The sequence below is a fragment of the Methylobacterium sp. GXS13 genome (genome assembly GCF_001455965.1).
Lineage (GTDB): Bacteria > Pseudomonadota > Alphaproteobacteria > Rhizobiales > Beijerinckiaceae > Methylobacterium.
The window spans coordinates 63,467-78,095 of the sequence record NZ_LKKO01000102.1; the positions used below are offsets into that span (position 1 = coordinate 63,467).

The following is a 14,629-nucleotide window of genomic DNA, read 5'->3' on the forward strand; positions in this document are numbered from 1 at the left end:
CGTCCGCCGGAGGCGGATCTCAGCGGCGGGCGCGTGCAGCCATCGCATGGACGGGCTCGCCGTCTCCGCCTGTGCCGCCGCGGTAGACCTCGGCCTGCGTGTCGACCACGAAGGCCAGGACCACCGCATCCTCGACCGCCTGAACCGGGATGCGACCGGCCCCCGTCGCCAGCCTGCTTCCGGCATCGCCGAAGCTCTGGCCATCGGCCATGACGCATCCTTCGAACACGAAGAAGTAGGTCCTCCGGCCGGGCTCCGTCGGCAGGATCGTGGTCTCCCCCGCCGCGATGCGGATGTCGCGGCAATGAACGGCATTGCGGACATGGAAGTGGGCCCCGCTTCCGGCCGGCCCGAACACGTCACGCCATATGTTTGCACGCGGCACCGGAAGCCAGCCGTGCTGGCTACAGAGCTCCAAATCTTTGGCAGGCGGCCGGATGAAGATTTACAGCATGCGCCGCGGCGGGTCGTCGTTGCGGACGCGCTCTTCGCGCCGAAGACCCCAGCCGGCGTTCATGACCATGAGATGATCCGCGTCGGGCGTGAGATGGCCGTCCTCGGGGGCGTCGTGGCGCATCACACCGGTCGGGACCCATAAGACGATCTCGTCGGCGACATGCTCGTGGAGCTTGATGTGCGTCCCCGGCGCGAGGAATGATTCCATGATCGTCGCGAGCGGTCCACGACCATGGTCGGTGTCTTCCGGCTCGAGGTGACCCGGTAGATAGGCCCGGGCGACGAACCCGTCGCCATCGATGGCATTCTCGGTCGTGCGCGTCGCCCTGTAAATCCTCGTCGAATCGACCTCCCGGCTCGTTGCGCCGGAGAACGTACGGGTCACCGGCCAACGTTCCCGGCCCGTCCACGTGCCATCCTGCATCCTTCCCGTTGATAGAACCCCCGAGCCCCGAAGCCCCGCTCGACCGAAGAACAGTATCCAAGGCATGCGCGGGCCCGCCTACGAGGGTCGCAAGCGTCGGATCGGTGAGGTCGAATTCCCCGGCCCGTGCGGCACGGTACTGGCCCAGCGCGCTCTCGACGACGGACGCCAGGATGCCCTACGCCCGCATCTCGGCCATCGACGACGCGTCGGCGACAAACTCGTACCGGATCGGCCGGCCGTGGATCCCTGCCAGACCTTTCCCGACCCAGCCGATCGGGATGGCCACGCGAGCCTCCCGTCGATGGGGCGGAATGTGGATGCAAGGGGACTGGCGGGATATGCCCGTCAGGCCGCCTCGGGCATCCGGTCCAGGAGCTTGTCGAGGGTGATCGGGTAATCCCGTACCCGGATGCCGGTCGCGTTGTAGACGGCGTTCGCTACCGCCGCTCCGACCCCGCAGATACCGAGTTCGCCGACGCCCTTGGCCTTCATCGGTGAGGAGATCGGATCGACCTCGTCCAGGAAGATCACCTCCTGGTGCGGGATGTCCGCGTGGACCGGCACCTCGTATCCGGCGAGGTCGTGGTTGGCGAAGAAGCCACGCTTGGTGTCGACCGCGAGTTCCTCCATCAGCGCTGCGCCGGTGCCCATGGTCATCCCGCCGATGACTTGGTTGCGAGCCGATTTGGGGTTGAGGATGCGCCCGGCGGCGCACACTGCCAGCATGCGCCGGACGCGGATCTCGGCCGTGTGCACGTCCACCCCGACCTCGACGAAATGGGCGCCGAAGGTCGAGAGTTGGTACTGCTTCGACAGATCTCCGAACTCGATGGCGTCCTCGGCCGTGAGATCCCCCTCCGCCGCGGCTTCGCCGAGTGGGACCGCGCGGTTGCCGGAACGGACCTCGCCGTCTGCGAACACGGCGTCGGCGGAATTGATGCCGAGCCGCTGCGCCACGGCCTCCCGCAGCTTCACGCAGGCTGCGTAGACACCCGATGTCGAGGAGTTCGCTCCGAATTGGCCCCCCGATCCGGAGGAGACCGGGAAGTCGGAGTCGCCGAGGCGGACGACGACATTGTCCAGGGGCAAACCCATCATCTCGGCGGCCGTCTGCGCGATGATGGTGTAGCTGCCAGTCCCGACGTCCGTCATGTCGGTCTCGACCGTGACCATTCCTCGACCGTCCAAGCGAACCCGAGCTCCGGACTTCAACGACATGTTGTCCCGGTAGGCCGAGGCCATGCCGACCCCGACGAGCCACTGCCCGTCTCGGACCCTGCCTGGGGTGGGGTTGCGCTTGGCCCAACCGAACTTCTTCGATCCCAGGTTTAGGCAACCTACGAGGTCGCGATGCGAGAAGCGCCGGTCCGGCTTGTTGGGGTCGACCTGAGTGTCGTTGCGCAAGCGGAACTCCACCGGATCCATCCCGAGCTTCTCCGCCATCTCGTCCATGGCCACCTCAAGCACCATCAGGCCGGGGGCCTCGCCGGGTGCACGCATGGCGTTGCCTTCGGGAAGATCAAGTTGGGCAAGTTTCATGGCCGTGAGGCGGTTGGCACCGGCGTAGAGCATCCTGGTCTGGTTCACCGCCGTCTCGGGACTGCCGTCGGGAAGGTTGCCCGAGGTGCTCTCGTGAGCAATCGCCGTGATCGTGCCGTCCTTCGTCGCACCAATGCGCACGCGCTGGATCGTGGCGGGCCGGTGGGTGGTGTTGTTGGCGATGAGGGGGCGGGTCAGAGCCACCTTCACCGGTCGCCCGGCCGCCTTGGCGCCGAGGGCGGCGAGCACGGCGTCGGCGCGCACGAACAGCTTGCCACCGAACCCTCCGCCGACGAAGGGCGCGTCGAGCCGGACGTTCTCCTTCGGGACACCGAGGATCTTGGCGAGGCTGCCATGGCCCCAGGCGATCATCTGGTTCGACGTCCAGAGCGTGACCTTGTCGCCGTCCCAAGCCGCGATGGTCGCGTGCGGCTCCATCATGGCGTGGCTCTCGTCGGCGGTGCTGTAGGTCTCGTCCAACGTCACCGGGGCCTCGGCGAACGCGCCTTCGAAATCGCCGACCCGCTCTTCGCCGGCACCGCCGCTTCCCTCTTGGCTGTCGGCCGGGACGGGCTTGGCGGCTGACGCCTCGGCCGCAAGATCGTATTTGCCGTCCTCGGGCAGGTAGTCGACCCGGACGAGGAAAGCCGCCGCACGAGCCTGCTCGAAGGTCTCCGCCACCACGACGGCGACGGCTTGGTGGTAGTGCTGCACCCGGTCGCCACCGAACAGATAGGCGGTGTTCATCTTGCCCCGTTCGAGCCGAGGCGTTTCGAGTGTGGTCACGACGGCGAGTACGCCAGGTGCGGCCTTCGCCTCGTCGACATGCATGGCACCGATGCGGCCCCTCGCGATGCCGGCACCGAGCACGTAGCCGTACGCTTGATTCGCCACGACGTCGTGGCGCTCGTAGGCATAGGCGGCCGTGCCGGTGGTCTTGTACTTGCCGTCGATGCGGTCGGTCGCTTTGCCCACGACCTTGAGCTGATCGATCGGGTTCTGGCCGGCTGGCTGATCGAACTTCATGGCTCAGGCCCTCGCTTGGTTGATTGCCGCCGTGAGCGCGCGCTCGGCGAGCTTCAGCTTATAGGCGTTGTCCCGCGTCGGATTGGCCTCGGCAAACACCATGTCGGTCACCGCCTTGGCGCCCTTGGGCAGATCGACTTCGGCCGCCTCCACCCGCCAGGGCCGCGGCGCGACTCCGCCGAAGGCGACGCGACCGGTTCCGTCCTTCCCAAGAATGGCGGCCACCGAGACCAGGGCGTAGGCGTAGGAGGCCCGGTCGCGGACTTTGCGGTAGATGTGCATCCCGGCCACAGGTTTGGGCAGCGTCACCGCCGTGATGAGCTCGCCGGTCTTGAGCGTCGTATCGACGTTCGGCGTGTCGCCCGGCAACCGGTGGAACTCGGCCACCGGGATCCTGCGCTCGGTCCCCTTCGCGTCGACGGTCTCGACGGTGGCGTCGAGCACCCTCATGGCCACGGCCATGTCGCCCGGATGCGTGGCGATGCAGGTCTCGCTGGCGCCGATGACGGCGAGCTGGCGCGACACGCCGTCGAGGGCCGAACAGCCGGAGCCGGGCTGCCGTTTGTTGCAGGCCTGCGCCGTGTCGTAGAAGTACGGGCAGCGGGTCCGCTGCAGCAGGTTGCCGGCGGTGGTCGCCTTGTTGCGCAGCTGTCCGGAGGCCCCCGCGAGCAGGGCCCGCGACAGCACCCCGTAATCCGTCCGTACCCTCGGATCGGCGGCGAGGTCGGTGTTGCGCACCAGCGCGCCGATGCGCGCGCAGGCCGGCGGCGTCGGCTCGACCCTGTCGAGCCCGAGCCCGTTCACGTCGACGAGGTGGGTCGGCGTCTCAATCTGCAGCTTCATCAGGTCGAGCAGATTGGTGCCGCCGGCGATGAACTTGGCGTTCGGCTTGGCGGCGACGGCGGCGGCCGCCTCTGCGGGCGTGCCCGGGCGTTCGTAGGTGAAGGACTTCATGCCTGCCTCCCGGCAACCTCGGTCATCGCCTCGACGATGTTGGAATAGGCTCCGCAGCGGCAGATGTTGCCGCTCATGCGCTCACGGATCTCGGCGTCCGTGACCTGCATCGGGGCGTTCAGATCCGCCGTGACGTGGCTCGGAATGCCGGCCTTGATCTCGGCGAGCACGGCGACGCCCGAGCAGATCTGGCCCGGGGTGCAGTAGCCGCACTGGTAGCCGTCGTGCGCGACGAAGGCGGCCTGCATGGGGTGGAGGTCGTCAGGTCCTCCCAGCCCCTCGATGGTGGTAATCTCGGACCCCTGGTGCATGACCGCGAGGGTCAGGCAGGCGTTGATGCGCCGCCCGTCGACGATCATCGTGCAGGCGCCGCATTGACCGTGATCGCAGCCCTTCTTCGAGCCGGTCAGGTGCAGGTGTTCGCGTGCAGCATCGAGCAGGCTTGTGCGGGTATCGAGTTCGAGCTCGCGCCGCTGGCCGTTCACGTTCAGGACGACCTTCGCCATCACCGGCTTGTCCGTCCCGGCCGGAGCGTCGCCGGCGGCTGCCGCCGCCGCCGCCATGGCCGCCGCGGCGGAAGCTCCGATCATCAGGTCTCTCCGATTGAATTCGTGGTCTTCGGGATTAGCCAACTCGGTCTCCGGATGCGCGGCGGGCGGATGATCGACCGGGGGCCGTCCATCGAAGGCATGCCGGACACAACACGGGCACCCTGGATTGGCTCCAAGCTACGGCTCTTGGCCGCAACGCCCGGGAGCCGATCGATCGCCGGCCCGTGGGCGTTCCTTTCGGAACGGGGCCCCCGTGCCGCCGGGGACGCAACGGTGTCGCCGTTCGGTCGATCGCGATCCGATGGAGGCGGCCGGGGCCAGCCGTTCAAAGGAACGCCTGCCCGAAGCACGGCCTCGACCTCGTCGGCGGCCCTCCGTCCACTGTCGTGGGCCCCGTGGGCGGTCGTGAAATCGCAGGGGTGCGTCGCCTCGCCCGCGAAGAAGCGCCGGTCCTCGAATGGTCGCGCCAGCGTTGCCCGCGCCAGCCTTGCCCGCGCCAGCCTTGCCCGCGCCTGGGATTGCCCCGGAAGGGCGCAGCTGTACGCGCCGCCGATGGCCGCCATCCGGCTCCAGGACGTCGCCGCGAGCGGACGCATCGCCGAGGCCGCATCGCTGCCGAACAGGGCGGCCAGCTCCGCCGAAACGTGGGTCAATCCTGCCGCCGGCCCTTACTCCTCCACGATCCGTGCGCCGTGGCTCCCGAGGAACGCCTCGATCACCGGCCATCCGTTGGGGCGGATGGAATAGGCGGCCGATTTCGTGTCGTGCAGGTTGCCGTGGGCATGGCTGTCCGGCTCGAAGGCGCTCTCGCGCAGACCCGGAGGAAGAGCTTCTCGTTGCGGCCGAGAGGCAGGACGGCGGCGGCCTCGCGCCATGGATCGGCGCCGGCGGGAAGGCGGATCGCATCGCCGGCCAGGACCGCCGTCTAGACCGTCAGGATGGCCGCGCCGGCCCGGACGGTGCCGGCGCAAGTGGTGACTGCGACGCCGTCCGAGGTGAGGTCGATCTGCTCGGCTGGAATGGCCAGTTCCAGCTCAGTTGTGGGCGCCAGGCTCGCTGCGATCAGCTTGCCGTACGCAAGCTTGAGCCTATGCTTGAAAAGCGGCAGGTCATTCCCGATGCAGTCGAGTGGGGCCAAGCTTCGCGCATCGGAAACACTGACGATCGCCGCCGGGCATCAAAGGGCTCCCATCGAGGCATCTCATCCATCGTGGGAGATCGTCATCGTGAAAGGCTGAAACGGCTCAAGTTTTCAAGGTTATACCTGAGCCGCTCCGAAGTCGTGAACATTGGTTCGACTATTGGCGCGTCACGAGAGTCTCGCGTGCCGTCACCAGGGCCTCGATGAGCCGGGTCAGGCGTCGGATCGAACCGCCCCGCCATCCCCGCCGGATCAGCGAAACCGCGTCGCCGTCGAGGGCCGGCAGAAAGGCGGGGTCGAGCCCGCGATCGGCCGCGATCTGCGCCAGGATCGGCGCGAGGAGGGCCTCGAGATGCACTGCGCTGGGCGCGGACATCTCTAGAATTCGCAAGCGGTCGAGCAGCGGACCGGGCAAACCTTTCACGCTGTTGCACGTGGCAAGCCACGACACGTGGCTCAGGTCGACCTCGACTTGGAAGGCCGGGTCTTGGTAGGTCCGGGCGGTCTCCGGCTCGAGCATCGGCAACAATGCGTTCCAGAGTCGACCATTGTCGGTCCGGGTCGCAGCCTTCTCAAGTTCGTCGACCAGCATGAGCGGGTTGGCGCAGCCGGCCCTGGCCACTGCCATGACCGCGTGCGCCGGCTCCGACGTCGCCCAGCGCCGATCGAGTCCGCCGATAGACGCCCCCGAATCCCGCGTCGCATCCACCCGCCAGAGCACCAGCCCGAGATGATGGGCCAACCGGGTCCCGAGCCGGCTCTTACCGGCGCCGGGCGGGCCGACCAAGAGCGTCGGACGCAGCGTCGCATGCGTCCGACCGACCAGATCGGCGAGCAGCCGGTCGACGGTGCCGCGGGCGTACGGGAACTCGAACAGCAACGCCGCACGCACCGCTGCGAGATCCGGAACCGGCGTCAGCGGCAACGGCTTGCCGATGATATGCTCGTAGCCGCGGGTGACGCCCTTGCCGCGATCGGTCCCGGTCTCTTGGACCGCCGGGACGACCATGACGTGCCCATCAGGCGAGAGTTCGGATTTGAGAGCGTCATCCGGCGCCTCCGCCCGACCCGGGGTCGCCTTGTCGCGGTGGCGCGCCTCGCCGCGGGCCAGCGAGGCCTCGACGGCTTTTCGCTTGCGCCGCTCTTGCGTCGCCGCGTGATCCGCCAGCGGCTGCATCATGCGCTGCCCGACCGGCACGAGCGCGCGGACCAACGGTACTCCGTCGGCGAACGGATCGTGGGCGCCGGCGGCCAGCGCCGCCGCCGCCGCGGCCGCGGTGCTGGCTTCACCCGAGAGTTCCAGCAGGGCGTCCGCGAACGCATCGCTCCAAGCCGTTTGCAGGGCGGTTGCGAGATCGGTGGCGCCGATCATTTCGGCGTCCGGGTCGGCATCGGGTTCGGAGGACCGGCCGAGCGAGAGACGCGTCTGCGCCTCCGCGAGGCCGGAGAGTTGCAGGCTGAGGCCTGAGATCGCGTCGCATTCGAGCCAGAGCGGCCGAGCCAGACGCGCGGCAGCCTCGCGATCATCGCCGCCGCAGGAGAGCAGCATCACGATATCCGCGAGCGCCCGCGCCGCCGGTTGGTCGCGCTCGACCGCCCACGCGTCGAGAAATCCGGTCAGAGCGCATCGGGGTGCGATCCACCGATGATCGTGCCACAGGTCGCCACCCGATGCGGCGATCGCCGCGCTCCAGGCTTGGACCGGCACCTCGGCCTCGGGGGCGAGGGCGGTGATCTCGACGGCGAGGCCGATGCAGGCGGCGGGAATGCGCAGGGTAGGGTCGAGGCAGGCCCGCAGGCGCCGCGGCAACATGGGCTGCAGCAGGCGCCGTGCCGCCTTGGGATCGACCTGCAGGATCGGCGGTTTTGACGAGAAAGCCATCCTTTGCCCCCTTCAGCGCTCGGAGACAGCGGTGACGCGGTCGGGGCCGCGTCGCGCGGCGGAGCGCCAAGCCCTGGCGAGCCATAGGGCCCCGAGGTCGGCCCGACGCCGCGCCCGCCGCCCGAGCACGTGTGCGAGCAGGTCGATGCACGCAGGGTCCCCCAGCGCCGCGCACAACAGGATCGCCGACATCGCCGGGTCCAGACGCTCCGGCAGGATCGTGCCTTCGGCGAGAACATTGATTGCGACGCCGATCGCTGCGGTCGGATCGGCTTTGCAGGCGGCCCCCCAGTCGGAGGAGGGCAGCGGCGGCGTATCCAGGAGAGCGGCCCGTAGACGGCGTTGCGCGTCCAGGTCGAGTACCATGGGGGCGAGGACGCGCCACCACGTCAGAGGGGGCACGGGCTCGACGGGCGTACGGGGTCTGCCGGCATCAGGGGAGGCAGTTGAGTTCATCAAGATAGACCTAGAGAGCGCACCGGCGCACAGGCGCACGGCACGGCGGTGATCGGAGGGGTGAAAGGCGCGCCGGGCCATCGGCCGGCGCCAAGGCATGCGATCAGCGCGCGGGCGGCTCGGGGCGACGGGGGAGCGCGTCGTCCTCGCCGATGCCGAGGCTCGCCAGCGCGACCGTGAGCAGGTCCGGGACGGCGCCGCGCAGGCGGCGCTGAAGCACCGCCGTCACGGCCTCGACCGCGGCCGTGACCGGCACCGCGAACAAGCCGTCGATTGCGGGACCTGAGATCGTCAGATCATCGCTGTAGCCGGCACGTCCGTAGACATCGATCAGCACAGCGCGCGCGGACGCGACCTCGAAGCCCAGACTGGCCAGAAAGGCCCGGCCCTGGACCTGAGCGCAGCGCAAAATCCACTCGACCTGATGGACTTTTCTGGCCTCGTTCTTGCCGGAACCCCGTTTGACCTCGGCGATGATGGCACGGCTCTCGTGCCGATCGACCACGACGAGGTCGAGGAACACGGTCTGGGCCACGGGTCCTGAGAGCGCGATCGACATGTCGCCGAGCTGCGCGACGGTGCTTGCGCGCACCAGTTCCTGGGTGGGATTTGTGATGGGCATCGCGACACCCCGGAGCACGATGTAGCGGCCGCTGCGCTCGAGGGCGTCCGTCATGGCCATCTCGATCAGGCCGCCATGGCGTTTGACCACGGAGGCCAGAACCGACCCGAGCTGCGACAGGCCGGGCCCGAGCAGAGGATCGGGCACGAAGGTCGCCCTGAGAGCGCCGTCGACCGCCGCCTCGGCGGCCGTGAGCAACTCGCTCCCGCAAGCCCGCGGGATCACGGCGTGGGTGAAGCCGCAGCCGGCGGCAGCCGCGCTGCCGAGCGGGACGGTGATGCGTGTGTGATGCTCCGGACTGGGGGCGGGCTGGCCGCGCGCAGATATCCGATGCCGGACGCCGCGGTGGGCGGCCGGGTGGGAAACGACGATGGGCATAAGGGGGGTCCGTCCACGTGACGCCCGCCCGCCTGCGTCCCCCGCGATGCGACAGGACGACAGGCAGGGTCGTGCCGCGGGCCGTGGCCCCCCGGCATCGAGCGGGCGTCTAGGTTGCAGGAAAGCGAGACAGGGCGCGTCCGCACCGGGCAGGTGCGTTGGGCGAGCCTCAGGCGATCATGCGTTTTGTCGGGACGGGCAGGGAATGGAGCCCGAATTTCGTGCCCCGGGGCGGTTTCGCGGACGGGACAACGCCGGTAGGAAAGGTCTCAGCCATGGGTCGGTATCCTTCATCGATACGGATCGTGGTCAGGCCGACGCCGGTGCTGCTAACACCGGTGCCGGCCGCCCTCTGCTAAAGGGCGGCTCGGCACATGCGGCGGTTCTGCCGTCGATGAACCTGGCCTGGTCCAAGGCCGTTGGGAAGCGCCGCGGTGCAGAAATCCCCGGCCGGGCAAGCCGTATCCGGCAAAAGCGTTAACGGAGGCCTGGCCGCGCTTGGAGGGAGGCCGCTTGTGTCTGCGGTACGCCGCGTCAGGAACCGCGCATCCGGAACGCCTCGGCGAGCATGTCGAAACGGCGCCGCGACCGAACGCACGCGATGACGATGGGCGATCTCAGCGCGTTCCGCCGACGCGCATCCTCACCGGGATTGCTCGCACGCCACAGCACGCGGTCCGCCGCCTCACGCTTGCCGACAAATCAGGCGCACGGAGAACACCTTGGACGAGCTCGTCGATGAAGAGGGGGCTGCCAGGCGCTCATCTAGACTTCAACAACATGGAAATTGTTAATATAAGATAGCTCACTATTTAACGATGTGCAATACATGACATCTGCGTTGGAATCATCTCATCAAGAACTTATACAACACTGATTCGGCCTCGATAGGGTCGATATCTGTGTCGGAACGATGCGATTTCGGTGTTGCGCAAGCAGCTGAGATATAGAAAACGACGAACGATCTGATCGGTCGAGACGACGACATGACCTCACCGACGCGTGAGACGGCTGATCGAGGTGCTGTTCAAGATCTATGGCGACAGATTCGTGTCGAGAGGTCCCGCGACCGACGTCACGAAAACTGAGCGCATTTGGAGATTTTTGGCTCATTTCAAAATCCAGTTTCGGCGCTCGGTCGTCATCATGGCCAAGTCGACGACATAAACCCCGATCACGCCCCCTGGATCGAAATTTTCAAAGGCGGGCTGGATTTTATATATTAGTGGCCGCTTCTTCGGCCAAGCTGGCGGTGAGTATCGAAACATTCGAAGGCTCGGCCGGACTATGTTTGTGATAACAAGGAGGTTAACGATCTCATGAGGCGGCGCAAGAAATTTCGTCGATCTAAAATTCACTTTACTCTTGTGGCGGGCACAAGGTCTTCGCGCGAAGCGTCCCGGCGCAATTCATGCGAAGCTGAGACCGAGAGGATCCGGGCCTTGGAGCGGATCCTCGAAGGTATCTTACAGTTGCCGGGGCACCCGATGCAGCCCGAGCCCGAATGCGAGGAGGATGAGCGGGCGATGGAGGCCTTTGCCCTCCGCAGGGCGGCGGCTGCAGCGATGCCAAACCTGAACCCGCCGCCGGCCGCCAACGACGACCCTATGACGATCGCTCATTTAGTGATGGAGTATGCGCTGGTGGACGCGGCTTACCTGCGCTGATTGCGTTCGCGAGAATTGAGGGCGGCAATGTCGCCGACGCGGACCCATCATCTCTGCGCTCCGAGGCAACCGACCGTCTCACCCGGCGAACAGTGGGATGGCAATCTGGTGCGCGCGTGAGGGGTGAACCGATCTGCGCATCCGGTTCCCCACTGCCCTTAGGCGTTGTGAAGGCGTGCGATTCGCGGCATCAGTCGTCGGAGCACATCCCAGCGCCGGAGCAGATGGAAACGCCGTGAGCAGCTTGAAATTCGGTACGAGTGGCTTGCGGGGCCTTGTGACGGATCTCGTCGGCTGGCCGAGCTACGCCTACGCCGCCGCGTTCTTCCGATCCGTCTCGGCGGACGGAGACCGCCGAGAGGTCGTGATCGGGCGCGACCTGCGCGACAGCAGTCCGGGCATCGCCGCGACGGTGGCAAGCGCCGCTGCGGCATCCGGCTTCACGGCGATCGACTGCGGCGCCCTTCCGACACCTGCCCTCGCGCTCGAGGCGATGCGGCGCAGCGCCTACGCCGTGATGGTCACGGGCAGCCATATTCCCGAGGACCGTAACGGTCTTAAATTCTACCGGCCCGACGGCGAGATCACCAAGAGGGATGAGATCGCCATCCTGGAAGCTCTGGGGGACGTCACGGCGGTCGGCCAAGTGCCGACGCCGGTCCCTGCCATCCCAGAGCCCGATGCCGTCGAACGCTACCATCGACGCTACAGCGACGCCTTCTCGTCCGAGATCCTGAAGGGCGTGCGCATCGCGGTCTATCAACAGAGCTCGGTCGCGCGCGACCTTCTGACCGATCTGCTCGCGAGCTTCGGTGCGAGCGCCGTATCGATCGGCCGATCGAACACGTTCGTTCCAATCGATACCGAGGCGCACCGACCCGAAGACATCGCTTTCATCGCCGAGGTCATGGCGTCCGGCGATTATGACGCGTTGGTGACGTCCGACGGCGATGCGGATCGACCCCTAGTGGCCGATGGGGCGGGGCGGATCGTGCGTGGCGACGTTCTCGGCCTCATCACGGCCCGCTACCTCGGCATCGATACGGTCGTGGTGCCGGTCACCGCCGGCTCGGCGCTCGAGCAGTCCGGTGGCTTCAGCCGGGTCGTGCGTACCAAGGTGGGCTCGCCCTTCGTCATCGCCGGCATGGAGCGGGCAAAGGCTGAGGGGGCGGGAGCCGTTGCGGGCTTCGAGGCGAATGGCGGCTTCCTGCTCGGATCGGACATCACCATCGCTGGACGGATCCTGCCCGCCCTGCCCACGCGGGACGCGATGCTGCCCATCCTGGCCACGCTCGCGGCAGCGCGCGCAGCCGGTGCGACGTTGGCCGATCTCGTGACCTCGCTCGACGCGGGAGAGATGGCGAGCGACCGCCTCCCCAATACCCCTTCCGAACGGAGCAGCGCATTTCTCGCACGGCTTGGAGATGAGATCTTCAGAGCCGAGTTCCTCCAGCCGATCGGGTCGTCGCGCACGGTGGATCAGCAGGATGGTGTCCGGATCGGTCTCGACGGCGGACGATCGATTCATTTTCGGGCGTCGGGCAACGCCCCGGAACTGCGATGCTACGCGGAGGCTAAGACGGCGCGGGACGCCCAGGATCTCGTTCGTTGGGGGCTGACGGCGGCGGCAGCCGTCATGGCGGAACAGGCCAGTCGATCCTGATCGCCAGCATCGGCTGGCTCGCGGAGGGATGGTTCGCGGAGGCGGCAACACGAGGCGGCCTCCAATCGCCGTGAACCCAAGCCGTCACCGACGCCGAGCCCCGTCTCAGACCGGGCAACCCAACCGGGCCTTCCACCACCCATCGAGTTGCTCATACGCTCTGCAATGGCCGCGACATCGCGGGGAGCCCAGGGACCGGTAGGGTCGTCGTCGACGGTCGTTCGCCTGGTCAGCATGTCAGGTTACCCTCGTCGTGGCGGACGACAGTTTGTTGCCCGAAGCGAAGATGCCCGGGACCATCCGTCTGGTTGCGCCTCCGATCGAGTCAGAGGCCAAGCATTACACGGCGCGGCTGCTGCCCACCGGCGGGCGCAGTCTGTGAGCTCGGACGCGTTGGGTTCAGTCAGCTTGCCATCGTTTTGCGGGCGAACATCGCGGCAGCGAACAGAACGGCAGATCCTGCGGCGACCAAGCTTACCATCAAGATGCGACGGGGTTCCGTGGCAGATCCTGCCTTTACCGGTTCGGTGATCATATTGAAGAACTGGGGCTGGCGAGCGACCAGGATGCGTGCTCGATCGGACGCCTTCCGAACCTCTTCCGCGTATTTGACCGCCTCCTTCCGTTCGTGTTCGAGAGCCTCGAAGCGCGTCAGCGCGCTCGCGAGCTGACGCTTCTGGTTCGGATCCTGACCTGTGGCTTGCCGCTCGATCCGACTGATGTTGTCGTCGAGATCCTTGATCTGCTGCTTGATATCTATGATCCGACGAGATTCCGGTCCTAGATCCCGCTGGCCGATCGAGAGCTGAACGGCCAGGTTGATGCGGGCACCTCGCAGCTCCGAGACGAGCTTCAGGTTGGCCTCGTTGGATTTCTGAGCGTCGAGCAGACCTTCGCGATTGCGCAGATCTGTCTGTGCGATCTCAAGCTTGGAGACGCGATCCTCGGCGATCTTCAACTCGCGCGTGCTTTGGACCAGGGCATCCTCGCGCGCCCTCATGCTGAGGTTGTCCAGCATATGCTCGGCGTCGTTCAAAATCGCTTGCGTGATCGCCAGCGATTCGTCGGGATCAAAGGCTTCTACCGTGAGACCCATGATGCCCGAGGCCGATTCGACATCGATGGACACCCGCCGCTTCCAGTAGCGGAGGGCTTTCTCGATCGGCTTCTCGGGATCGAGGCGGGACGCGAAATCGATGCTGTCGCGGCCGAACCACTCGCGGATCGGGAGTTGCGCCTCGATCTCCTCAAGCATCGGTCGGCTCAGGACGTACTCCTGGGTGATCAGCGTATCTTGCGCGATCGTCGAACTCACCACGCCGGCGCTGGTCCCAACCGCATCGGGTGCCGCCTTATCGGCCGTGCCGACCGACGGCCGGATGGCGAACTTCACCTCGGTCACGTATCGATCCGATGCGATGATCCCATAATACAGAGCACCAGCCAGCGTCGGCACCACGAAGCAGACCACGAACAGGATCAGGATCCAGGGGTCGCTTTTGACGTGGCTCTGGTAGGATGTGACGCCCTTCTTCCGGTCCCGGAAGCTGGGAACACTGGGCAACTGCCGCAGGACCTTCGCGATCGCCATTTGATTCTGAGCCGAGGCGATGGGCCGTCCGCCGACCTTCCGAATTTCCATGTTCATGGATCAGTCCCTGGCGCCGGCGGACCGCGAGGTTTCGAGAGTCGGCCGGGTAGCGGCGACCTCAGTACGGTTGCGTGCCTTTGCACTTACATCCGCTCGCGGCAAAAGCATGTCGACCCGAGCTTCATGGGGACTGTTCCGATCGCGACGGGGCTGCTGATATCCGGGACTGTCGGGCATGCGACCGTGGGCATAGCCGGACATGCCAGAGTGGCAGAT

At 66.8% G+C, this 14,629-nt stretch carries 14 protein-coding genes; 3 read left to right on the forward strand and 11 right to left on the reverse strand.

Annotation, left to right across the window (positions count from 1 at the left end):
* Positions 1-19: 19 nt before the first annotated feature.
* The 6 genes from AO398_RS26795 to AO398_RS29605 all read right to left on the reverse strand — a co-directional run bounded on the left by AO398_RS26795 (position 20) and on the right by AO398_RS29605 (position 5,549).
* A complete protein-coding gene (locus tag AO398_RS26795; RefSeq protein WP_058195299.1) occupies positions 20-358 on the reverse strand; it encodes a hypothetical protein in 339 nt (112 codons plus the stop codon).
* 87 nt (positions 359-445) lie between these two features.
* Complete coding sequence (locus tag AO398_RS26800; RefSeq protein WP_058195300.1) at positions 446-841, reverse strand: hypothetical protein; 396 nt, start codon at positions 839-841, stop codon at positions 446-448.
* Between the two features lie 387 nt (positions 842-1,228).
* Entirely contained in the window at positions 1,229-3,448 is a 2,220-nt protein-coding gene (paoC, locus tag AO398_RS26805; protein WP_058195302.1) for an aldehyde oxidoreductase molybdenum-binding subunit PaoC, read from the reverse strand.
* Between the two features lie 3 nt (positions 3,449-3,451).
* Complete coding sequence (locus AO398_RS26810) at positions 3,452-4,402, reverse strand: xanthine dehydrogenase family protein subunit M (protein ID WP_058195303.1); 951 nt, start codon at positions 4,400-4,402, stop codon at positions 3,452-3,454.
* Positions 4,399-4,992, reverse strand: coding sequence for an aldehyde dehydrogenase iron-sulfur subunit PaoA (gene paoA, locus AO398_RS26815; RefSeq protein WP_058195305.1), 594 nt, complete (start codon positions 4,990-4,992; stop codon positions 4,399-4,401). The genes AO398_RS26810 and paoA overlap by 4 nt, the downstream gene beginning before the upstream one ends.
* The gene (locus tag AO398_RS29605) at positions 4,992-5,549 is read right to left on the reverse strand and encodes an FAD-dependent oxidoreductase (RefSeq protein ID WP_244498908.1); all 558 of its coding nucleotides are present in this window, start codon (positions 5,547-5,549) and stop codon (positions 4,992-4,994) included. Before AO398_RS29605 ends, paoA begins: the two co-directional genes overlap by 1 nt.
* Here AO398_RS29605 and AO398_RS29610 point away from each other — a divergent pair.
* The gene (locus tag AO398_RS29610; RefSeq protein ID WP_244498909.1) at positions 5,506-5,700 is read left to right on the forward strand and encodes a hypothetical protein; all 195 of its coding nucleotides are present in this window, start codon (positions 5,506-5,508) and stop codon (positions 5,698-5,700) included. The genes AO398_RS29605 and AO398_RS29610 overlap by 44 nt on opposite strands.
* Before the next feature lie 178 nt (positions 5,701-5,878).
* Here AO398_RS29610 and AO398_RS29615 read toward each other — a convergent pair whose 3' ends face one another.
* The 4 genes from AO398_RS29615 to AO398_RS26835 all read right to left on the reverse strand — a co-directional run bounded on the left by AO398_RS29615 (position 5,879) and on the right by AO398_RS26835 (position 9,432).
* Entirely contained in the window at positions 5,879-6,091 is a 213-nt protein-coding gene (locus tag AO398_RS29615) for a hypothetical protein (protein ID WP_244498904.1), read from the reverse strand.
* A 160-nt stretch (positions 6,092-6,251) separates the two neighbouring features.
* Positions 6,252-7,976, reverse strand: coding sequence for an AAA family ATPase (locus tag AO398_RS29620; protein WP_244498905.1), 1,725 nt, complete (start codon positions 7,974-7,976; stop codon positions 6,252-6,254).
* 12 nt (positions 7,977-7,988) lie between these two features.
* Entirely contained in the window at positions 7,989-8,378 is a 390-nt protein-coding gene (locus AO398_RS26830) for a hypothetical protein (RefSeq protein WP_058195307.1), read from the reverse strand.
* 157 nt (positions 8,379-8,535) lie between these two features.
* Entirely contained in the window at positions 8,536-9,432 is an 897-nt protein-coding gene (locus AO398_RS26835; protein WP_058195309.1) for a hypothetical protein, read from the reverse strand.
* A 1,442-nt stretch (positions 9,433-10,874) separates the two neighbouring features.
* On the opposite strand from AO398_RS26835, the gene AO398_RS26840 reads away from it, so the two are divergent.
* Together AO398_RS26840 and AO398_RS26845 are read left to right on the forward strand one after the other, a co-directional pair.
* Positions 10,875-11,099: a hypothetical protein gene (locus tag AO398_RS26840; protein WP_058195311.1), complete on the forward strand. Its 225-nt coding sequence runs from the start codon at positions 10,875-10,877 to the stop codon at positions 11,097-11,099.
* Positions 11,100-11,334: 235 nt separating this feature from the next.
* Positions 11,335-12,762, forward strand: a complete 1,428-nt coding sequence (locus tag AO398_RS26845; RefSeq protein ID WP_058195313.1) for a phosphomannomutase — start codon at positions 11,335-11,337, stop codon at positions 12,760-12,762.
* A 403-nt stretch (positions 12,763-13,165) separates the two neighbouring features.
* Here AO398_RS26845 and AO398_RS26850 read toward each other — a convergent pair whose 3' ends face one another.
* Complete coding sequence (locus tag AO398_RS26850; protein WP_058195315.1) at positions 13,166-14,410, reverse strand: hypothetical protein; 1,245 nt, start codon at positions 14,408-14,410, stop codon at positions 13,166-13,168.
* Positions 14,411-14,629 lie beyond the last annotated feature (219 nt).

Excerpts from the sequence above, each read along its gene's own strand:
- AO398_RS26850 (WP_058195315.1), bottom strand. The coding sequence starts at position 14,410 with ATGAACATGGAAATTCGGAAGGTCGGCGGACGGCCCATCGCCTCGGCT.
- AO398_RS26810 (WP_058195303.1), bottom strand. The coding sequence starts at position 4,402 with ATGAAGTCCTTCACCTACGAACGCCCGGGCACGCCCGCAGAGGCGGCC.
- paoA (WP_058195305.1), bottom strand. The coding sequence starts at position 4,992 with ATGATCGGAGCTTCCGCCGCGGCGGCCATGGCGGCGGCGGCGGCAGCC.
- AO398_RS29610 (WP_244498909.1), top strand. The coding sequence starts at position 5,506 with ATGGCCGCCATCCGGCTCCAGGACGTCGCCGCGAGCGGACGCATCGCC.
- paoC (WP_058195302.1), bottom strand. The coding sequence starts at position 3,448 with ATGAAGTTCGATCAGCCAGCCGGCCAGAACCCGATCGATCAGCTCAAG.
- AO398_RS26835 (WP_058195309.1), bottom strand. The coding sequence starts at position 9,432 with ATGCCCATCGTCGTTTCCCACCCGGCCGCCCACCGCGGCGTCCGGCAT.
- AO398_RS29605 (WP_244498908.1), bottom strand. The coding sequence starts at position 5,549 with ATGCGTCCGCTCGCGGCGACGTCCTGGAGCCGGATGGCGGCCATCGGC.
- AO398_RS29620 (WP_244498905.1), bottom strand. The coding sequence starts at position 7,976 with ATGGCTTTCTCGTCAAAACCGCCGATCCTGCAGGTCGATCCCAAGGCG.